The sequence below is a fragment of the Kluyvera sp. Awk 3 genome (assembly GCF_028069715.1).
Classification (GTDB): Bacteria; Pseudomonadota; Gammaproteobacteria; order Enterobacterales; family Enterobacteriaceae; genus Kluyvera; species Kluyvera georgiana_A.
Genome location: NZ_JANEWH010000049.1, coordinates 12,618 through 33,336, shown reverse-complemented (window position 1 = coordinate 33,336; position 20,719 = coordinate 12,618). Strand labels below are relative to the sequence as shown.

14 protein-coding genes are annotated in these 20,719 nt (G+C 56.9%); 12 read left to right on the top strand and 2 right to left on the bottom strand.

The window, feature by feature from the left end; all coding sequences use genetic code 11:
- Window positions 1-7: 7 nt before the first annotated feature.
- On the bottom strand, window positions 8-412 hold the full coding sequence (locus tag NNN71_RS12140; RefSeq protein WP_271458586.1) for a hypothetical protein: 405 nt from the start codon (window positions 410-412) through the stop codon (window positions 8-10).
- A gap of 330 nt (window positions 413-742) precedes the next feature.
- Here NNN71_RS12140 and atzF point away from each other — a divergent pair, with 330 nt between their 5' ends.
- Genes atzF through urtA form a run of 4 tightly spaced genes read left to right on the top strand, consistent with a single transcriptional unit; the run spans window position 743 to window position 8,182 of the window.
- Window positions 743-2,545: an allophanate hydrolase gene (gene atzF / locus NNN71_RS12135; protein WP_271458585.1), complete on the top strand. Its 1,803-nt coding sequence runs from the start codon at window positions 743-745 to the stop codon at window positions 2,543-2,545.
- Window positions 2,538-6,170, top strand: coding sequence for an urea carboxylase (gene uca, locus NNN71_RS12130; protein WP_271458584.1), 3,633 nt, complete (start codon window positions 2,538-2,540; stop codon window positions 6,168-6,170). Before atzF ends, uca begins: the two co-directional genes overlap by 8 nt.
- Window positions 6,167-6,865, top strand: coding sequence for a GntR family transcriptional regulator (locus NNN71_RS12125; protein ID WP_271458583.1), 699 nt, complete (start codon window positions 6,167-6,169; stop codon window positions 6,863-6,865). The genes uca and NNN71_RS12125 overlap by 4 nt, the downstream gene beginning before the upstream one ends.
- Before the next feature lie 45 nt (window positions 6,866-6,910).
- Window positions 6,911-8,182 (top strand): urea ABC transporter substrate-binding protein, encoded by a 1,272-nt coding sequence (gene urtA, locus NNN71_RS12120; RefSeq protein WP_223803982.1) that lies wholly within the window; start codon window positions 6,911-6,913, stop codon window positions 8,180-8,182.
- A gap of 682 nt (window positions 8,183-8,864) precedes the next feature.
- Here the strand turns inward: urtA and iutA are convergent.
- On the bottom strand, window positions 8,865-11,066 hold the full coding sequence (gene iutA, locus NNN71_RS12115) for a ferric aerobactin receptor IutA (RefSeq protein WP_271458582.1): 2,202 nt from the start codon (window positions 11,064-11,066) through the stop codon (window positions 8,865-8,867).
- 473 nt (window positions 11,067-11,539) lie between these two features.
- Between iutA and urtB the strand changes: the two genes are divergently transcribed.
- The 8 genes from urtB (at window position 11,540) to NNN71_RS12075 (ending at window position 20,715) form a co-directional block, all read left to right on the top strand.
- Window positions 11,540-13,069, top strand: a complete 1,530-nt coding sequence (gene urtB, locus NNN71_RS12110) for an urea ABC transporter permease subunit UrtB (RefSeq protein WP_271458587.1) — start codon at window positions 11,540-11,542, stop codon at window positions 13,067-13,069.
- Window positions 13,069-14,145, top strand: coding sequence for an urea ABC transporter permease subunit UrtC (urtC, locus tag NNN71_RS12105; protein WP_271458581.1), 1,077 nt, complete (start codon window positions 13,069-13,071; stop codon window positions 14,143-14,145). Before urtB ends, urtC begins: the two co-directional genes overlap by 1 nt.
- The gene (gene urtD, locus NNN71_RS12100) at window positions 14,138-14,929 is read left to right on the top strand and encodes an urea ABC transporter ATP-binding protein UrtD (protein ID WP_163447161.1); all 792 of its coding nucleotides are present in this window, start codon (window positions 14,138-14,140) and stop codon (window positions 14,927-14,929) included. Before urtC ends, urtD begins: the two co-directional genes overlap by 8 nt.
- Before the next feature lies 1 nt (window position 14,930).
- Window positions 14,931-15,629, top strand: a complete 699-nt coding sequence (gene urtE / locus NNN71_RS12095; protein WP_271458580.1) for an urea ABC transporter ATP-binding subunit UrtE — start codon at window positions 14,931-14,933, stop codon at window positions 15,627-15,629.
- A gap of 579 nt (window positions 15,630-16,208) precedes the next feature.
- Complete coding sequence (locus tag NNN71_RS12090) at window positions 16,209-16,883, top strand: helix-turn-helix transcriptional regulator (RefSeq protein ID WP_271458579.1); 675 nt, start codon at window positions 16,209-16,211, stop codon at window positions 16,881-16,883.
- An 88-nt stretch (window positions 16,884-16,971) separates the two neighbouring features.
- Entirely contained in the window at window positions 16,972-17,466 is a 495-nt protein-coding gene (locus NNN71_RS12085) for a fimbrial protein (protein WP_271458578.1), read from the top strand.
- Window positions 17,467-17,530: 64 nt separating this feature from the next.
- The gene (locus tag NNN71_RS12080) at window positions 17,531-18,199 is read left to right on the top strand and encodes a fimbrial biogenesis chaperone (protein ID WP_271458577.1); all 669 of its coding nucleotides are present in this window, start codon (window positions 17,531-17,533) and stop codon (window positions 18,197-18,199) included.
- 26 nt (window positions 18,200-18,225) lie between these two features.
- Window positions 18,226-20,715: a fimbria/pilus outer membrane usher protein gene (locus NNN71_RS12075; RefSeq protein ID WP_271458576.1), complete on the top strand. Its 2,490-nt coding sequence runs from the start codon at window positions 18,226-18,228 to the stop codon at window positions 20,713-20,715.
- The last annotated feature ends 4 nt before the right edge of the window (window positions 20,716-20,719 follow it).

Here is a 20,719-nt window from a genome sequence, read left to right as displayed (position 1 = left end):
GTCTTAATTATTGTGCGGCGGCACACTTTCCCTTCACATCTCCGACAAATGCAGCTACGGCATCCTGCATGATGTTGTTGGTGTTGGTCCGGTTGATGGTCATAAACGCTTTGGTCCGATCCGTGGAAATTTGCCATGTCTGGAGAGTCAGGCCCAACTCGGTGGCATATTCTCCAACCATAGCGGTGGGGCTTATTACCGTATAGGTCATCAGGCTGTCGGTCACGGATGGCGATTTTTTATCGATATTGATCGCAAACTCTTTTCCCGCAAAACCATCGTTCTTGATAGTGTACTGGTTATACTGATATGCACCTGTTCCCTGCACGTTAGTGACAACCCAGCATTCCGCACTGGCGCTGGCGCAGGTGAAAAACAGCACGGCACAAGGAAAAAAACGCTTCATTATCATTCTCAACTCCTGTTGTTATTGGCCGACAGTTTACTCTTAAACAGGCATTTTCGCATGGGCGATGTTTTTTTATATTGCAAGCAGACGCCATAACCTGCCGTTAATCCCGGAGCAGTTATTTCATAACTAATTATTTTAGCTGTTTGTTTTTCTATTTGTTTTTGCTATGACCATTGCACCGATAATGTACAAAAATGCGCCTTTACGGTGCGTTGAAATATCAGGTAAATTTCCAGGTTTTATTTTAATTCAATATAAAACAACACATTAAACTTCTGGCATAGGCCTTGCTAATTGAATTCCATCTTGTATACCAACAGGGATTCAACGATGGCTTTTATGACCGGAAAAACGCTGGCCGGCTGGCGTCAGCATATCAGGCAAAATAGCGATGCGGTGTTCGCATTATTACAGGCACATATTCAGTCGCTGGCGACCGACGATAACGCATGGTTAATGATTGCCAACGACGCCCAGCTACGTGCGCAGTTAGACGCATTAACGCCTGTTTACCGCAACAATCCTGAAGCGTTGCCGTTATTCGGTATTCCTTTTGCGGTTAAAGATAACGTCGATGTCGCAGGCTGGCCCACCACCGCCGCTTGCCCGGCGTTTGCCTATGTGGCAGAGGAGGATGCCACCGCGGTGGCTCGCCTGAAAGCCGCCGGGGCCATTGTGATTGGCAAAACCAATCTTGACCAGTTTGCTACCGGGCTAGTGGGCACGCGTTCACCATACGGCGCGGTGGTGAACAGTTTTAACGCCGACTACGTCAGCGGTGGATCCAGTTCCGGCTCCGCTTCCGTGGTGGCGCGCGGTCTGGTGCCGTTTGCTTTCGGTACCGATACCGCGGGCTCCGGGCGTGTACCGGCCGGGTTCAACAACATCGTTGGACTAAAGCCGACCAAAGGCTGGCTATCGGCGAAGGGCGTGGTACCTGCCTGCCGCCTGAACGATACGCTGTCGGTGTTTGCCTTGACGGTGGAGGATGCATTCGCCATCGCCACGCTGGCGGGCGGTGACGATGCTCAGGATGCCTATTCCCGTACACATCCGGCGACCACGCCCGCCGCCATGCCGTCCAGTCCGGTGTTCGCTATCCCGGAAGTGCTGAATTTCTTTGGCGATATCGACGCGCAAACGGCCTGGGAGCTGGCGCTGGATGCCCTGCATGACAGCGGCGCCACCCTTAAACCGATCGACTTCAGCGCCTTTTCTCAACTGGCGGAACAGTTGTATCAGGGGCCGTGGGTGGCCGAACGCACGGCGGCCGTCGGCGAGATGCTACAGCACCCCGAACAGATGGATCCGACCGTCCACGCGATTATCGCCGCCGGGCTGAACTACAGCGCGGTGGATGCCTTCAGAGCGGAATACCTGCGCGCCGAACTGGCGCAAAAAATTCAACGCGCGTTAGGCGAGGTGGATGCGCTGGTGGTCCCCACGTCGCCGACAATCCATACCCTCGAAGAGATGAAGCAGGAGCCCGTGCGTTTCAACTCGCAGTTTGGCACCTACACCAATTTCACCAATCTGGCGGATCTCAGCGCGCTGGCGCTACCCGCGCCTTTCCGCGCCGACGGCCTGCCTGCAGGCATCACGCTGATTGCCCCCGCGTGGCACGACCGCGCGCTGGCGAATTTTGGCCTGCGCTGGCAGCAACAGCTGGCGCTGCCGCTGGGCGCCACCGGGCAGCCGCTGGCTGAGGAGGCTGGCACGCTGCCGGTCTCTTCCCGGCACGTGCGCGTGGCCGTGGTCGGCGCGCATCTGCGCGGTATGCCGCTCAACTTCCAGCTCACCACTCGCCGGGCGGTATTTGTCGAAGCAACCCATACCGCACCGCGCTACCGCCTGTACGCGCTGGCCAATACCCAGCCGCAAAAACCGGGCATTGCCCGCGCGACCAGCGGCGCGGCGATCGAGGTGGAACTGTGGGATATCCCACTGGCACGATTCGGGGAGTTTGTCGCTGAAATTCCGGCCCCGCTGGGCATCGGCTCGCTGGAGCTAAGCGATGGTCGTTGGGTGAAAGGCTTTATCTGTGAACCGGCGGCGCTTAACGATGCCACGGACATTACCGAATTTAAGGGCTGGCGCCACTGGATTGCCCGCAAGGAGACCCCCCATGTTTAACACCGTCCTGATTGCTAACCGTGGCGAAATCGCCTGCCGCGCTATCCGCACTTTGAAACGCCTGGGGATCACCAGCGTAGCGGTTTACTCCGACGCTGATAAAAACGCCGAGCACGTCAGGCAGGCCGATATCGCGCTGGCGCTGGGCGGCGAGAAAGCGAGCGACAGCTACCTGAAAATCGACAGCATTATCCAGGCGGCGCGCGAAAGCGGCGCACAGGCTATCTGGCCAGGCTATGGCTTTCTCTCTGAAAGCCTGCCGTTCGCCGACGCCTGCGAACAAGCCGGCATTGTCTTTATTGGCCCCACCGCGCAGCAGATTGGCGAGTTTGGCCTAAAACACCGCGCCCGTGAGCTGGCGGCGCAAGCCGGCGTGCCGATGACGCCGGGCACCGGGCTGCTGAATTCGCTCGATGACGCGCTGGAGGCGGCACAGCGGATAGGCTACCCGGTAATGTTAAAAAGCACGGCGGGCGGCGGGGGGATTGGCCTGACGCGCTGCGCCGATGCCGAAGCGCTGGCGCAGGGCTGGGAGAGCGTGCGCCGTCTGGGCGAGCAGTTCTTCAGCGACGCGGGCGTGTTTGTTGAACGCTGCATTGACCGTGCGCGCCATATCGAGGTGCAGATTTTTGGTGACGGCAACGGCAACGTGGTAGCGCTTGGCGAGCGCGATTGTTCGCTGCAGCGGCGTAACCAGAAGGTCGTGGAAGAGACGCCCGCGCCGAATCTGCCTGCCGCCACCCGTACGGCGCTGCTCAATGCCGCCGTGCAGCTCGGCAAGCTGGTGAACTACCGCAGCGCCGGGACGGTGGAGTTTATCTATGATGCCGGGCAAGACGCCTTCTACTTCCTCGAAGTGAATACTCGTTTGCAGGTTGAACATCCGGTGACCGAATGTGTGACCGGGCTGGATCTGGTGGAGTGCATGCTGCGCGTGGCGGCGGGGGAAACGATCGACTGGGCGCGCCTGGCGAAAGCGCCACAGGGGGCTGCCATCGAGGTGCGTATCTATGCCGAAAACCCGCTGAAAAACTTCCAGCCAAGCCCCGGCGTGCTGACGGAAGTGGTCTTCCCGGACGACGTGCGTATTGATACCGGCGTGGCCACCGGCAGTGAAGTGTCGGCATTTTATGACCCGATGATCGCCAAACTGATCGTCCACGCCGACACCCGCGAAGCCGCGCTGAGCAAACTGCATGCCGCGCTGAACGCCACGCGTCTGCACGGCATCGCCACCAACCTTGACTATCTGCGCCAGATAACCGCCAGCGAGGCCTTTATCAGCGGCACCGCGTGGACGCGGATGCTCGATAGCGTGGTCGCGCGCTCATCGGTGATTGAGGTGCTTCAACCCGGCACCTGGAGCAGCGTGCAGGATTATCCCGGCCGCCAGGGCTACTGGGATATCGGCGTACCGCCGTCCGGGCCGATGGACGATTTTGCTTTCCGCCTGGCGAACCGGATTGTCGGCAACCACGAATCGGCGGCGGGGCTGGAATTCACCCTGCAAGGGCCGGTGCTGCAATTTCACAGCGATGCGCTGATTGCGCTGACCGGAGCCGACTGCCAGGCGCTGCTCGATGGCGAAGCGGTCGCGATGTGGCAACCGGTGTCGGTCAAGGCCGGGCAAACGCTGGCGCTGGGGCGTGCGCAGACTGGATGCCGCGCCTATCTGGCGGTACGTAACGGCCTCGACGTGCCGGAGTACCTTGGTAGCCGTTCCACCTTCGCCCTGGGGCAGTTCGGTGGTCACGCCGGGCGGACGCTCAGGGTAGCCGATCAGCTGCCGATCTCGCGCCCGGAACTGGCGGCCTGCACCACGCCTGCGCCCATTAGCGAGGCTAAAGCGCTGTCGCCTGCGCTGATTCCTGCCTACGGTGAAGTCTGGCGCATCGGCGTGCTTTACGGGCCGCATGGCGCGCCGGATTTCTTCACCCCGGAATCCATCGACGAATTCTTCGCCAGCGATTGGCAGGTGCACTATAACTCTAACCGCCTCGGCGTGCGGCTGGTAGGTCCAAAACCAAGCTGGACGCGGCCAAACGGCGGTGAGGCGGGGCTGCATCCGTCCAACGTTCATGACTGTGAATATGCCATTGGCGCGATTAACTTCACCGGCGACTTCCCGGTCATCCTCACCCGCGACGGCCCCAGCCTCGGCGGGTTTGTCTGCCCGGTGACGATCGCCAAAGCCGAATTGTGGAAAGTGGGGCAGGTGAAGCCGGGCGACCGCATTCGCTTCTACCCGATGAGCGTGGAAGACGCGGTGGCGCGTGAGAAGGCCATGGATCGCAGCATTGAGACCCTGCAAACCAGCGCGCTGCCGACCTTTGCTATGCCGTCGCTGGCCGACCGCGACGGTGTGTCCGCCGCAAGTCTGGTGTCACTGCCGGCCACCTGCAATACCCCCGCTATCGTTTACCGCCAGGCGGGGGACAATTACATCCTGATTGAGTATGGCGAAAATGTGCTGGATCTGGCGCTACGCCTGCGCGTTCACGTGCTGATGGCCCATCTGCGCGAACGGGCTCATCCTGGTATTAAGGAGCTATCACCTGGCGTACGTTCGCTACAGGTGCGTTACGACAGCCGCGACATCAGTCAGCAGGCGCTGGTGACGCTGCTGCTGGAGCTGGAAACGCGTATTGGCGACGTCAGTCAGATGACGGTGCCGTCACGCATCGTGCACTTGCCGATGGCCTTTGAAGACAGCGCCACGCTCGATGCCGTCAGCCGCTACGCCGATACCGTTCGTGCCAGCGCCCCCTGGCTGCCGAACAATGTTGATTTTATTCAGCGCATCAACGGGTTGCCGAACCGCGAAGCGGTAAAAGAGACGATATTCGACGCCAGTTACCTGATCCTCGGGCTGGGAGATGTTTATCTTGGCGCGCCCTGTGCGGTGCCGGTGGATCCACGCCACCGCTTGCTCAGTTCCAAATACAACCCGGCGCGCACCTTCACCGCCGAAGGCACCGTCGGCATCGGCGGTATGTACATGTGCATCTACGGCATGGACTCCCCCGGCGGCTACCAGCTGGTGGGGCGTACGCTGCCGATCTGGAACAAGTTCCTCAAAAACGACCAGTTCAGCGCGGGCGAACCCTGGCTGCTGCGTTTCTTCGATCAGGTGCGCTTCTATCCAGTCAGCGAGAGTGAACTGGACAGCCTGCGCGAAGATTTCCGCGAAGGCCGCGCCGCGATTCGCATTGAAGAGACGGTCTTCGACTTCCCGGCGCACCTGCGTTTCCTCGAAGAACATGCCGATGATATCGCCCGCTTCCGTCAGCACCAGTCGACGGCGTTTGACGCCGAGGTTGAGCGCTGGCAGCGCGATGAGCAACAGCCCATCAGTGAAAGCCTGATGCCAACCGCCGAGGTGGTTGTTGACGAGGAAGCGCTACCCGTCACCGCCGATATGAACGGCAATATCTGGAAAGTGCTGGTTAACCCGGGCGATACGGTGGAAGCGGGGCAGACCTTAATCATCGTCGAGGCCATGAAGATGGAGCTGGCGATTCACGCGCCGCAGGCGGGGAGGGTGAAACACATCGGCTGCCAGCCGGGCCGCCCGGTTAGCCCCGGCGATGTGCTGCTGTGGCTGGAAGAGAGGAGCGCCGCATGACGGAAAGCAACGGCAAAAAGCGCCAGGCCGGGCTGGCGGAGCGCATCTACCAGGCGCTGAAAAACGATATTTTTGATTTCCGGCTTATGCCCGGCGAGCACTTCAGCGAAAACGAAATTTCCGAGCGGATGGCGGCCAGCCGTACGCCGGTACGTCAGGCGCTGTTCTGGCTGGAGCATGAAGGCTATGTGCAGGTGTACTCGCGCAGCGGCTGGCAGGTGAAACCGTTCGATTTCACCTACTTCGAGGCGCTGTACGACTTTCGCATCGTGCTGGAAATGGAGGCGGTGAAACGCCTGTGCGCTCTGCCTGCCGAGGCCCGCCGCGAGCATCTGGCGCCGCTGCTGGCTTTCTGGTGCGAAGCGCCGCGTATGGCGCCGGGTAAGGCGCTGTCGCTGCAGGATGAAGCCTTCCACACCGCGCTGGTACGCGCCACCGGCAACAGCGAGATGGCTCGCGTCCATGTCGAGCTGACCGAGAAAATGCGCATCATCCGCCACCTCGATTTTACCCGCGAGGATCGGGTGGAGGCGACCTACAGCGAGCACGCGCTGGTGCTCCAGGCAATTTCGCAACAACAGACGGAAGAGGCGCAGCGGATCCTCACTGCGCATATTTCCCAGAGTAAAGCCGAGGTCCGAAAAATAACCTTACACCGGCTGCAGCAGGCACGTTTACAACCCGTTTCACCGTAGTGGCGGGCAACATTTATCACTCAATATCATTTAGGGGTTTTGGTCATGAAAAGACGTTCTTTACTGAAAGCATTTGCCCTGTCAGCCACCTTTTTGAGCATGGGCTTCTCTTTGCAGGCATACGCAGCAGACACCATTAAAGTGGGGATCATGCACTCCCTGTCGGGGACCATGGCGATTTCGGAAACGCCGCTGAAAGACGTGGCGTTGATGACCATTGATGAAATTAACGCCAAAGGCGGCGTGCTGGGCAAAAAGCTGGAACCGGTGGTGGTGGATCCGGCCTCCAACTGGCCGCTGTTTGCCGAAAAGGCGCGACAACTGTTAAGCCAGGACAAGGCCGCAGTGGTGTTTGGCTGCTGGACATCGGTGTCGCGTAAATCGGTGCTGCCGGTGTTTGAAGAGCTGAACGGTCTGCTGTTCTACCCGGTACAGTATGAAGGTGAAGAGATGTCGCCGAACGTCTTCTATACCGGCGCGGCGCCAAACCAGCAGGCGATCCCGGCGGTGGAATATATGATGAGTGAAGACGGCGGCAGCGCGAAGCGCTTCTTCCTGCTCGGCACCGACTACGTTTATCCGCGCACCACCAACAAAATTCTGCGTGCCTTCCTGCATTCCAAAGGCGTTCAGGATAAAGACATCGAAGAGGTTTACACCCCGTTTGGCTACAGCGACTATCAGACCATCGTCGCCAACATCAAGAAATTCTCCGCTGGCGGCAAAACGGCGGTGATCTCCACCATCAACGGCGACTCCAACGTGCCGTTCTACAAAGAGCTGGCGAATCAGGGCATTAAGGCAACCGACGTGCCGGTGGTGGCGTTCTCCGTAGGTGAAGAGGAGCTGCGCGGTATTGATACTAAACCGCTGGTGGGTCATCTGGCGGCGTGGAACTATTTTGAGTCCGTCAGCAACCCGGTGAACGAGAAGTTTGTCGCTGACTATCGCGCTTACGCCAAGGCGCACAAGCTGCCGAACGCCGATAGCGTGGTGACCAACGATCCAATGGAGGCCACCTACGTGGGCATTCATATGTGGGCCCAGGCGGTTGAGAAGGCGGGGACCACCGACGTGGATAAAGTACGTGCCGCGATGGCGGGACAAACCTTCAACGCGCCAGACGGCTTTACGCTGACCATGGATGCGACCAACCACCACCTGCACAAACCGGTGATGATTGGTGAAATTGAAGATAACGGGCAGTTTAACGTGGTGTGGAACACCGATAAGCCAGTGCGCGCGCAGCCGTGGAGCCCGTACATTCCGGGGAATGATAAGAAGCCGGATACGCCGGTGAAAACGGGTGGGAAGTAAGGTTTGGTAACGGGGCAGTGGTTTGAACGAGGGGAGATACATTTGGGGTTATCACTCTGTTGCGCTCCCTTTCAGCGCTAGCCATATAAATTGCGCGGGCGCAGGGAGCGCGCAAGGGGCGGCCAATCGCCGCCGCCCCCTGCACCCCCGGGCTCTGGCGGCAAAATCGCCGCTGCGCGGTTCCCTCAGCTTATTCCCTCCGGCTTCGGGTCGGGCGTGAGTTCACATCCCTGTGAACCACGCCCTCAGCCCACATCCCTGTGGGCTGACCCGGCCTACGGGAAACGCTTCGGCGATTTAGACGCCACCAAAAACCGTGCGGTCTTTAAGTTAACAGCGAAAACCAGTCTTTCTGAAACCGATGAGTCCCCGCTGGAAATCGGCGAGCCGTAGCACGGAAGACAAGGTCAGTCCGCCATGGATGGCGGACTGAGGCGAACCGAGACAGGGACGTCGAGTTTCGCCGTGCCGAAGGCTGGAGTCGTAGGCGAGCGCAGTGCGAAGCACCGATTTCCCTGCGGGGCCGCGGGGATTGCGAAGGGGGGCGCGGCCGCCCCCCTTGGCCCGTTCACCGGTGAAGGAACGTCATATTCCACCTGACGTAAAGTGAACGGAACCCTTCACCTTACTGACAAATATCAGATTTTTTCATCGGGATTAAGCAGATAGCGCAACCTGGCTATCAGAACAGCACCGAATAATTCAACCCAAACGTCCGCCCGCGACCTTTGTACTCATACAGTGACGCCGGGCCGTAGCCTGGGCTGTAGTACATTGGCGCGCGCTGTCCCCACACCGTGGTGTAGTCGCGGTCGAAGAGGTTTTCAATGCTGAAGCTCAGCTTGCCCACCGGTAACGCGTAGCTGCCGAGCAGGTCGACGGTGGTGTAACCCTCAATCTCATTTCCGGCTTCGTCGCGCAGTTTAAATGACGTCGTGCTCTGTACGCGCAGGCTCCATGGCTCCGGCGCCCAGCCAATATAGGCGGTGGCTTTGGACGGGCTGGCGACCTTCACGTCGTACTTCTCCCAGTTACCGTTCACCTTAGACTCGGTCTTCAGCACGTTGAAGTTACCCCCGGCGCTCCAGTCGGTATCCGGAATAAAGTAATCCACCGCGCCTTCCACGCCATAAATGCGGCGTTTGTCGTCCACCACGCTGATGGTCAGATCGTCATTAACCACGACGCTCTTATCGGACAGGGAATAATAGGCAGCAACCTGCGTCCGCAGATTGTCGCCGGTGTAACGCCAGCCAAGCTCATACGAGTTGACCTTGATCCCTTCCAGTTTGCTGCCGTCGACGCTGACGCTGTTGGTCAACGCGCGATGGCCGTTGACGGCTGTCGCATAATCACCGCGGCCGTAGTATTTCCCCGGATCGGGCAGTTCCACACCCTGAGAGAAGTTAAACCACGTCTGCTGACGCTCGGTGAGGTGCATAAGTAGCCCGGCGTTAAACAGGAAGTTATCGTAGTCAGTGGAGCCTCCCGGGATGGCGTCCGCGGATTTCACCGTTCCGGCGGCGATCTGCTGCTGCACAGCATAGCCAACAAAATCATCGACTTTGTTCTCGGTGTACTGATAGCGTACGCCGCCGCTCAGGGTAAAGGTGTCGTTGATGTCGTAGCTGGACTGCAGGAAGGCGGCCAGGTTGCTGATGTCGTAATCCGGATAGCGACCGGTGGTGTAAATTTGCTGGTTATTCATCCCGCCTGACGCGCTGGCTTTAGGCAGGTCGAAGAACATCTGGTTGGAGGTAAAGCGTTCATGATCGGCGTCGAGGCCGTAGGTTAACTGCCAGCCGTCCAGCGGCGTACTGTTCAGCGTTAATTTGGCGCCATACTGGTTCGTGTCCTGCTGTGAGGAGGATAAGGCGGTCACTTTCTGCTGCTTGTTCACGCTTGGGAAGGGGTAAAACAGCAGCGACTCATCGCGATAGTAAACCTGGCCAACCATCTCCTGACCGAGGAAGTCGCTGTTGGAATATTGCAGGCTGATCAGATGACGCTCGGTGCCTGGAATACGGTCGGAGTTCAGCCCGCTGCTGACGTACGGTTTGCTGCTACCGGAAATGGCTGAGAAATTTTTGCCCAGGTTTAGCCCGTAGTCATCGTCGCCCTGGCTCTTGTAGTATTGCGTCACCAGCTGTAGCTGCTGGGTTTCATCGATATTCAGCGTGCCGGTGCCCATCACATCGAGGCGGTCGGAGTACTGCAACCCGGTCTGGGTGTTGTCGAGCAGCGTGGCATCACCGTTACCGTCATACCAGCCGCCGAATTTCTGATAAGCCACCGACAGACGCCCGGCGATATGATCATTGCCGCCGGAGACGGCGCTGGCGATACGCTCATCGTGATCTTTGCTGCTGTTAAAGCCGCTTTTTGTCCCCGCTTCAAATTCCACCTGGGTTTCCGGCTGGCCTTTTTTGGTCACGATATTGATAAGACCGCCGGTACTGCCGCCGCCGTACAGTGACGTCGCGCCGGAGATAACCTCAATGTGTTCGATATTAAATGGGTCGATAGAATCGAGCTGGCGAGAGTCGGTACGCGATGAATTGAGGCGCACGCCGTCAATGAGCACTACCAGCGGACGACCGCGTACGTTCATGCCGTAGTTGGTGCGGCTCTGGCTGCTGACATCAAGACCGGGAATTAACTGCGCCAGCGCATCTTTAAGCTCTTTGCCGCCCTGAATCTGCTGTTCCAGTTCGGCGTTTTCGATAACCCAGGTGGTTTGCGCCATCTCCGCCACGGTGCGGTTGCTGCGGTTAGCGGAGATCACCATGTTTTCGTCATCGGTGGTTTGCGCCACGGCGGGAGCCATCATGGCGAGAAGCAGAGGGTTGAGCGCCCAGAGGGTAGGCTTTTTAGTCATCATCATCATTCCTGTGCACGGGCTGACAAAGGCCAGCCCAAAAATGCGTTAAGTGAGTGAAAAGCAGCGCAGAGCCGCGAATGCGAATTGTGCGGAGAATGTTTCTTATTATCAATAATTGTTTCGAGTTTTGTTAAAATATTTTTATGCTTTACCGGGTGTTATGAACCGCTGCCATGACGCTGAGATGGGTAGCCATAAGCCAGCCATCTGGAAGGAAACGGCGGTGATATTCTTTCCTTGTGACGGATTGCGCTAATAACGTGCGCGAATGTGCCGTTTCGGTGCGCGCGCTGACGACCCCTTCAAGCGGATTTACCGTTAAGCCTTTTATAAACAGTCTGTTAAATTTTTGGCACATGCCTTGCTAAATGAATTCCATCTTGTATACCAACAGGAATTCAACGATGACATTTCGCATCAGCACATCGCGGGCGGCGCGATGGTCGGCTTTCGCCATTCTCTTTTTCTGCGCCGCCATGCTCAGCTCCCCGGCGTGGGCTGGCGCGGCGGCCGATTACGGGCAGGCCAGCCGCAGCGAGCAGGCGCTACTGCTCCAGCATTGGGCTGTGGATCCGCAGCCTTCGCGTCTGCCGCTGCTGGAAGCCCTTAGCCATGAATCGGTGGTGAGCGACGCGCAGGGCCATTTGTTCAATGAACAGAGCGGCAAACTGGTGCCGCTCGAAGGCGATGCCGCTCCGGCGGGCAATACCAAAAAAGTGTTTATGAACAACCGCATCCGAGGTCTGGTAGCCAGTGCTCTGGCCTCACATCAACTGGTGAGCGAGGACGATAAAGTCCGTCTGAACGCAGCGAAGACGCTGCAAAACAGCGCCCGGCAGGATCAGTTGCCGATGCTGACACAGCGTCTGGCCGCCGAACATGACAGCCGCGTTCATACCGCGCTGGCCATTGCTGTCGCCAACCTCCAGCTCTCTGATAGCCGCGCCGAGCAGCGCCTGCAGGCGGTAAAACTGCTGGGCGAGGCCAGCGATCCACAGGTGCAGTCTAGCCTCAGTCGCCTGACGCAGCCGCAAAACGAACCGGATGCGGCGGTGCGCGCGGCGGCGGCGGACAGCCTCAAACACGTGCAGCAGCGCCTGAAGTGGGGCGACTGGCTGGGACAGGCGTTTAGCGGCATTTCGCTGGGCTCAATCCTGCTGCTTGCCGCGCTGGGGCTGGCGATCACCTACGGCCTGCTGGGGGTTATCAATATGGCTCACGGCGAAATGCTGATGCTGGGCGCGTATTCCACGTGGCTGGTGCAAGACGCCTTCCAGCGCCTGGCCCCGGAGTGGCTGGCGCTTTACCCGCTGGTGGCGCTGCCGGTCGCGTTTTTTATCACCGCGGCGGTGGGAATGGCGCTGGAGCGCACCATTATTCGTCACCTTTACGGGCGTCCTCTGGAGACGCTGCTGGCCACCTGGGGCATCAGCCTGATGCTGATCCAACTGGTGCGCGTGTTGTTTGGCACCCAGAACCTGGAAGTGGCGAACCCGGCCTGGCTGTCGGGCGGCTGGAACGCGTTGCCAAATCTGGTGCTGCCGTACAACCGTATTGCGGTGATTGTGTTTGTGGCTGGCGTGCTGGCGCTGACCTGGCTGCTGCTCAATAAAACCCGCCTGGGGATGAACGTACGCGCGGTCACGCAAAATCGTCGCATGGCCGACTGCTGCGGCGTGCCGACAGGGCGCGTCGATATGCTGGCTTTTGGTCTGGGGTCTGGCATCGCCGGGCTCGGCGGCGTGGCGCTGTCGCAGCTGGGCAACGTCGGCCCGGAGCTGGGGCAGGGGTACATCATCGACTCTTTCCTGGTGGTGGTGACCGGCGGCGTGGGGCAACTGGCGGGCACCGTGGCCGCGGCGCTGGGGCTTGGCGTACTCAACAAAGTGCTGGAGCCGCAGATTGGCGCAGTGCTGGGCAAAATAGCCATTCTGGTCTTGATCGTGCTGTTTATTCAGAAACGGCCGCAAGGATTGTTCGCATTCAAAGGGCGGGTAATTGACTGATGAGCCAACCTATTACGTTAACGATCGCCCGTCGCGCGCCGCGTCTTACCGGCTCGCTGGCGGCGCTGGTACTGGCGGCGCTGCTGGTGCTGCCATTCTTCGCGCTACTGCCTGCGGCACATCCGCTGGCTATCTCAACCTACACGCTGACGCTCATTGGCAAGATCCTTTGCTACGCGGTGGTGGCGGTGGCGCTCGACCTGGTATGGGGCTACGCCGGATTGCTGTCGCTGGGCCATGGCCTGTTCTTCGCGCTGGGCGGCTATGCAATGGGGATGTACCTGATGCGACAGGCGGCGGGCGATGGCCTGCCAGCCTTTATGTCCTTTCTGTCGTGGAGCGAGCTACCCTGGTTCTGGGCGGGCACCCAGCATTTCGCGTGGGTGCTGTGCCTGATTATTCTCGTGCCGGGTCTGCTGGCGCTGGTATTTGGTTACTTTGCGTTTCGCTCGCGGATTAAAGATGTCTACTTCTCCATCATGACGCAGGCGCTGACCTACGCCGGGATGCTGCTGTTTTTCCGCAATGAAACCGGGTTTGGCGGCAACAACGGCTTTACCGGTTTTACCACGCTATTGGGCTTCCCGGTCTCCGCCACCGGTACGCGAATCGCGCTGTTTGTCGCCACGGTTCTGCTGCTGGCCGCTTCGCTGGCCATCGGCCTGTTGCTCACCCGCAGCAAGTTTGGCCGCGTGCTCACCGCCGTGCGCGATGCGGAAAACCGCCTGATGTTCTGCGGCTACGATCCGAAAGGCTTCAAGCTGTTTATCTGGACCCTTTCCGCCGTGCTGTGCGGGCTGGCGGGGGCGCTGTACGTGCCGCAGGTGGGGATTATCAACCCCAGTGAAATGTCGCCGACCAACTCGATTGAAGCCGCTATCTGGGTGGCGCTCGGTGGGCGCGGCACGCTGATTGGCCCGATTCTCGGCGCGGGGATCGTCAACGGCGCCAAAAGCTATTTCACCGTCGCCTTCCCGGATTTCTGGCTCTTTTTCCTCGGCCTGATGTTTATCCTCGTCACGCTGTTCCTGCCGCGCGGCGTGATTGGCCTGCTTAAACGGAGGAAGCATGACTGATTCACTGTTTACCCAACCGCATCTTCAGGATCGCTATCGCGATACCACCGATCCGGTGCTGGAGCTGAACAACATCAATGTCACTTTTGACGCTTTTCGCGCGCTGACCAACCTGTCGCTGAAGATTGGCGTCGGCGAGCTGCGCTGCGTGATTGGCCCAAACGGTGCGGGAAAAACCACGCTGATGGACGTGATTACCGGTAAAACGCGGCCCGACAGCGGCACGGTGACCTACGACCAGAATATCGACCTGATGGGGATGTCATCGGTGGAGATTGCCCGCGCCGGAATTGGGCGTAAATTCCAGAAGCCGACGGTATTTGAAGCGCTGAGCGTGACGGAAAACCTCGAAATCGCCCTGAAGATGGATAAGTCAGTGTGGACCTGCCTGCGGGCCAAACTCACCGGCGTCCAGCGGGATCGCATTGACGAAGTGCTGGAGCTGCTGCGGCTGACCGCGCATCGTCATCGCCCGTCCGGGCTGCTTTCTCATGGGCAAAAACAGTTTTTAGAAATCGGCATGCTGCTGGTGCAGGAGCCGCATCTGCTGCTGCTGGACGAGCCTGCCGCCGGGCTGACCGATGCGGAAACCGACTATATCGCTGAGCTATTCCGCACGCTGGCCGGTAAGCACTCGCTGATGGTGGTGGAGCACGACATGGGCTTTGTGGAAACCATTGCCGACCATGTCACCGTTCTGCATCAGGGGCAGGTGCTGGCGGAAGGCTCGCTGCGTGAAGTGCAGGCTAACGAGCAGGTCATCGACGTTTATCTGGGGCGCTGATATGTTACAGGTTAATGATTTAAATCAGTATTACGGCGGCAGCCACATTTTGCGCGGCCTCTCTTTTGACACCACACCCGGTGAAATCACCTGCCTGTTGGGGCGCAACGGCGTGGGGAAAACCACGCTGCTGAAATGTCTGATGGGGCTGATTCCGGCAAAGTCCGGCACCATCCACTGGCAAGGTAAGCTGATTAACGCCAGTAAACCGCATCAGCGGGTGCAGCAGGGGATTGCCTACGTACCGCAGGGGCGCGAGATTTTCCCGCGTCTGACGGTCGAAGAGAACCTGCTGATGGGGTTATCACGCTTCTCTGGAAGCCAGGCGAAAGGCGTACCGGAAGAGATCTACGCGCTGTTTCCGGTGCTGCGCGAAATGAAGCAGCGACGCGGCGGCGATCTCTCCGGCGGCCAGCAGCAGCAGTTAGCCATTGGCCGTGCGTTGGCCTGTCAGCCGTCATTACTTATTCTCGATGAGCCTACGGAAGGTATTCAGCCTTCCGTGATAAAAGAAATTGGCGCCGTGATCCGCAGTCTCGCCAATCGCGGTGATATGGCGATTCTGCTGGTTGAGCAATTTTATGATTTTGCCGCCGAACTGGCGGACAATTATCTGGTGATGTCGCGCGGCACAATTATTCAACGTGGGCGCGGTGAAGACATGGAGGCGCAGGGCGTCAGACACTTAGTGGCAATTTAAAGCAAGCCAGTGGTCTGCTGTCAGCGGGCCACTTCTTTTCTCTGCAAATCATTTGTCGATTGATTACCTTTCCGCACATATCCACTGTGAAATGTTTTGTTGAAAATATTTGTTGTGAATCGCCGATTCATTGCAGAATTATTCAAAAACTACCTCTTTGGGATTATCTCATAATTTGAAAATGGTCACCGATAGCACCGTGGCCCCCTCGCCAAAAAAAGAGTAAAACCTGCTAAAAGCGTTGATTAATGGAATCCTGAATCAGCATCATTAACGCTTAATAATCTGAAATGGTTGTGATTAACTCATTGATATTTAATGATTAATATCTTAATTGATATGTTAATAAAATGTCATTGGATTTAATGGTGAGGCCGTTTTATCTTTAAAAAAAGGAACTTTCCTTAATGGAGGTCAATAACAACCATCTTTAGGAGTTTTAGTACAAAGAGTGAGGAGTAATCCCAATTGAAAGAGTATGGTTATTTTATTTAAAATTTGTTCATCAATTGTAAGAAATATGGGGTGAAGTGTGAGTGAGGATACTAAATAGAATTTATTAGATGATGGAGCGCCATATTGAGTTCAATACTGATTTTAAGTGACGACTTTATTTTTAGCGAAGCGATAACGCTACTCTTAAGTGAAGTGAAAGCTGACGTTCCCACGTTGATGCAGAAAAATACCGTGACCAATATTTTTCACGCGAATTATCAGCAAAATATTAATCACGTATTAACTATTAACAGCTGCAGCGCACTTATTGTCGATATTCATGATGATCTCAGCGCGCAGACGATTAGCATTCTAAGCAGAATTAAACGTGAGTATCCGAAGATTCGTGTGATGGTCATCGTGAATGAATTCTTTGATTATCAAAACCCTTTTACCAGAGTATTAATGTCATTGTGCGACATTTTGGTTAACCGCTATGAAAATATTTCGGGGATAAAGCGCAACCTGGTGCAACTGGGGGCATTGATGCAGCGCCGCTCGACGCTGATGTTAAATCGTTTTTCGCGCTCAAAGCGTTTAATGGTCAACTGTTCTGATTCAATGTTTTCCGGGCTATCGAAAAGAGAGTTGGAAGTGATAAACCATCTGGCGCAGGGGAAAAGCCCGGCAGAAATTGCCGATGAGTTATATATCAGTACAAAAACCGTATACACCCATCGACAAAGAATTTATGCCAAGCTGGGTGTGAAGAATATTATTGAACTGCATAAGATTATGCGTATTTCCTCAATAATTTAAAAAACGGTTATTCAGTTTGCATTATCAACAGCACCTCCATTAGTGGCATAAAAAAGCCAGGGAGGTTTTCATTTAGAAGGATACTTTTATGAAACACATCGCGTCTTTAGCGTTTTTATTATGTAGCGCCAGTGCCTTTGCCAGCGATGGTACTATTACCTTTACCGGTAATATTACCGATACTTCATGCACCATTTCCACCTCTGCCGTCACCGTTGATTTTGGTACCATTGCCGCCAGCTCTTTTGTAGCAAAAGGGGATACGGTTGGCGGCCGTTCCTTCCAACTGACCCTCACGAATTGCCCATACGAAAGTGCCACCGTTCGCTTTGACGGCAATGCCGACCCGGAAGGTAAGCTGTTCCAGATCGATAGCGGAACGGGTAAAGCAAGCGCTGTAGGAATTGCGTTGTATGATGCGAATAATCAGCAGGTGCTGCCAAATACACCGTCGAGCGCATATGTGCTGTCAAAAACTGCGGCAAATACCCTGAATTTCTCGGCCAAACTGCAATCTACTGCGGCCACCGTGACCAGCGGGGATATTTCCGCGACCTCCAACTTTACCATTGTTTATCCATAAGTTATTGCGGGCTGGTGCTGAGCCAGCTCTTTTACTCCGGTTAATCTGCTCTGGAGAATAATAAGTGAAATTATTAACTTCGCTACTGCTGATTATCTGCGGTATGCACCCGGTATGGGCGGGTATTACACTCAGTGCGACCCGTGTCATTTATAACGAATCGGAAAAAGAAGCGGCAATAACCATCAGCACTTCCGGCGAAAATCGGCCTTATCTGGTTCAGTCATGGCTGGAGAATAGTGATCGGGGAACTTCGGCGGCACCTTTCGTTATTACTCCACCGCTTTTTAAATTAATGCCAGATACCACCTGGCAAATTCGTATTACAAAAATTCGTGAAGGGCTGGCGAGCGATCGTGAATCGTTATTCTGGTTGAACGTGAAGGCTATTCCCGCATCGGACAATCGTGAACATAACCGAATGCTGATTGCCACTAAGAGCGTGATGAAACTGATCTGGCGACCATCGTCGCTGAACGCAGCGGCGGCGGGCGACGCGGTGAAGCAGGTTAGTGCTCAGGGAGATGGAAAGGCCATCACGCTGCGCAATCCCACTCCCTATTTTATCAATATCGGCTCGCTGAGAGTGAACGGTCTGCCTGTGAACTCGCCGGGTTATATCGCCCCTTTTGCCACACACGCGATCCCGCACGGCCAGCGACAGGGGCAGCTTGAAATTCAGGCAATCAATGATTATGGCGGGCTAACACCAACTTTCACGCTGAAATTCTGAGCATCAGCAGAATATGGACATTGAAGATGAGAGTAAAAAAGCTGGCGCTTTTGCTGACCTGGGGCTGTACGCCCCTCACCGCGCATGCCGATCTCTATTTTGATACCAACGCCTTAGATCTGTCTGATGAGCAAAAGCAGCAGCTCAATCTTCAGTCATTCAGCGATGCCACGACCGCATCAGCGGGTAGCTTGAACGTTGAGGTGCTGGTAAACGGCATTTCAGCGGGGCAGCGTAACATTGCCTTCGATGCCTGCGGAAAGACGCTTTGCGCGGTCTATTCCCCCGCGCTGCTCGCCGAGCTCGGTGTGCGCACTGAGCAATTTCCGTCGCTGGCGGCTCTCGGGGCCGATCGGACGTTGACCGATATCGATAACTATATTCCGCAAGCGACGAGCCTCTTTGACCCAGCGCGGCAGCAACTATTGCTCTCGGTTCCTCAGGCAGCGTTGAAGCCACAGATACGCGGCGACGTCTCGCCGGCGCGCTGGGATGACGGTTTGCCGATGCTCTTTACCAGTTACAACCTGAACGGCATGGAGTCACATTACAGCGAGGGAAAAGAGAGTTCGCAGTATCTGAATCTGCGCAGCGGCGCCAACCTGGGGCCCTGGCGGGTGCGTAACTACAGTTATTACAGCCACGATAGTCATGACGGCGATCGCTGGCAGAGTATGCAAACCTGGCTTGAGCGTGATATTCGCACGCTGCGTTCGCGGCTGAAAATAGGCGAAACGGCGACGACGGCGCTGGTGTTCGACAGCTTTAATTTTAGCGGGCTAATGCTGGCTTCCGATGATGGTATGTTGCCGCAGAGCCAGCAGGGGTTCGCACCGATTATCCGCGGTATCGCCATGAGCCACGCACAGATCGAAGTGCGACAGAAAGGCAATATCATCTATCAGTCCTGGGTACCGCCTGGGGCGTTTGAGATAACCGATCTCTATCCCACCTCATCGAGCGGCGACCTTGAGGTGACCGTTCGTGAAGAGGATGGCAGCGTGCGTACGTTTGTGCAGCCGTTTTCCTCGGCGCCGGCGATGGTGCGCGAAGGGCAGTTGAAATATGCCTTCAGCAGCGGTAAGTACCGCAGCGATTCCACTGACGCGATCCTGCAGAATTTTGCGCAGGGTGAGGTGGTCTACGGCCTGCTAAATGCCACTACGCTGTACGGCGGCGTTATGGGCGCGGAACACTATGCGGCGGCGGCAATTGGCATTGGTCAGGGGCTGGGTGAGCTGGGGGCGGTTTCTCTCGATTTTACCCATGCTAAAAGTCGCTTCGCCGATCGCGATGCGGCGCAGGGTAATTCCGTGCAGTTCCGCTACAGCAAAAATATCACCGCTACCGATACCACCATGACGCTGGCGGGATATCGCTACTCAACCTCGGGCTATTACAGCTTTGAAGAGGCCAGTGAAGCCTGGCGCGATAACGATTCGCGCCAGTACGGCCAGCCAAAGCAGCGTATGCAGGTGATTCTTAACCAAAGCCTTGGCGAGTGGGGCGGGCTGACCTTCTCCGCGTATCAGCAAAACTACTGGCAGGGTAACGGCGGCAAAACGCGTTCGATGACGTTCGGATACAACGTGAATATTGCTGGTGTGGGCGTATCGCTGAGCTACAGCGATAACCAGACCCAGGGGCGCGAAGGCAACGATAGAATTGCCTCGTTAAACCTTTCCTTACCGTTGAGCCGTTGGCTGAGCCCAAATAATACAGCGCTGGTGAGCTACAGCCAGACGCACTCGCAAAGCGGGCGCAGCCAGAGCCAGGCGACGTTGTCGGGGACCGCGTTACGCGATCGCAATCTCAACTATGCCCTGTCGCAAAGCTACAGCCGCGATGACCAATCAGGGCATAGCAACGGCAGCGCCGCCAGCCTGCGCTATACCGGCAGTAAAGGCGTGGCGTCAGCGGGCTATTCCACGGAATACGGTGAAAACCGCCGTTTGAACTACGGCCTACAGGGATCCGTCGTGCTGCATCCTTACGGCCTGACGCTAGGTCAGGAGCTGCCGGAAGGCGGCGCCAGCGCGCTGGTGCATGCGCCGGGCGGCGGCAGCCTTAAAGTGAAAAATACCACCGGCGTCGCCACCGATAGCGCGGGCAACGCCATTGTGCCGTGGCTAATCGTTTACCAGGAAAACATCATACCGATTGACGCGCAAAGCGCCGATGACGACGTGGAGATTGGCAATACCATGCAGCGCGTAGTACCCAGCCGCGAAGCCCTGGTGCTGGCGGAGTTTAAACCGCAGCGCGGAAACCGTCTTTACGCCCGACTACGCTGGCAGGGGAAAAACGTACCTTACGGCGCGATGGTCAATGCCGGAGACGGCCATAGTGGAATCGTCAATGAACATGGCGAGGTCTATCTGAGCGGACTCAACGAGCGCGCGACGCTCAGCGTCGCCTGGGGCAATCACAATCGTTGTCTGGCATCGGTCGACTTTGGCAGTGTGAAAAAGACTAAGGGTATCGCCCTGATGGACCTTGAGTGCCGGACTAATTAAGGAG

What these genes read in the sequence shown, in the direction of transcription:
- NNN71_RS12140 (WP_271458586.1), bottom strand. Translation starts at nt 412, where the DNA reads ATGATAATGAAGCGTTTTTTTCCTTGTGCCGTGCTGTTTTTCACCTGC.
- NNN71_RS12075 (WP_271458576.1), top strand. Translation starts at nt 18,226, where the DNA reads ATGAGAGTAAAAAAGCTGGCGCTTTTGCTGACCTGGGGCTGTACGCCC.
- iutA (WP_271458582.1), bottom strand. Translation starts at nt 11,066, where the DNA reads ATGATGATGACTAAAAAGCCTACCCTCTGGGCGCTCAACCCTCTGCTT.
- urtE (WP_271458580.1), top strand. Translation starts at nt 14,931, where the DNA reads ATGTTACAGGTTAATGATTTAAATCAGTATTACGGCGGCAGCCACATT.
- urtD (WP_163447161.1), top strand. Translation starts at nt 14,138, where the DNA reads ATGACTGATTCACTGTTTACCCAACCGCATCTTCAGGATCGCTATCGC.
- atzF (WP_271458585.1), top strand. Translation starts at nt 743, where the DNA reads ATGGCTTTTATGACCGGAAAAACGCTGGCCGGCTGGCGTCAGCATATC.
- NNN71_RS12125 (WP_271458583.1), top strand. Translation starts at nt 6,167, where the DNA reads ATGACGGAAAGCAACGGCAAAAAGCGCCAGGCCGGGCTGGCGGAGCGC.
- urtB (WP_271458587.1), top strand. Translation starts at nt 11,540, where the DNA reads ATGCTCAGCTCCCCGGCGTGGGCTGGCGCGGCGGCCGATTACGGGCAG.
- urtC (WP_271458581.1), top strand. Translation starts at nt 13,069, where the DNA reads ATGAGCCAACCTATTACGTTAACGATCGCCCGTCGCGCGCCGCGTCTT.
- urtA (WP_223803982.1), top strand. Translation starts at nt 6,911, where the DNA reads ATGAAAAGACGTTCTTTACTGAAAGCATTTGCCCTGTCAGCCACCTTT.
- uca (WP_271458584.1), top strand. Translation starts at nt 2,538, where the DNA reads ATGTTTAACACCGTCCTGATTGCTAACCGTGGCGAAATCGCCTGCCGC.
- NNN71_RS12085 (WP_271458578.1), top strand. Translation starts at nt 16,972, where the DNA reads ATGAAACACATCGCGTCTTTAGCGTTTTTATTATGTAGCGCCAGTGCC.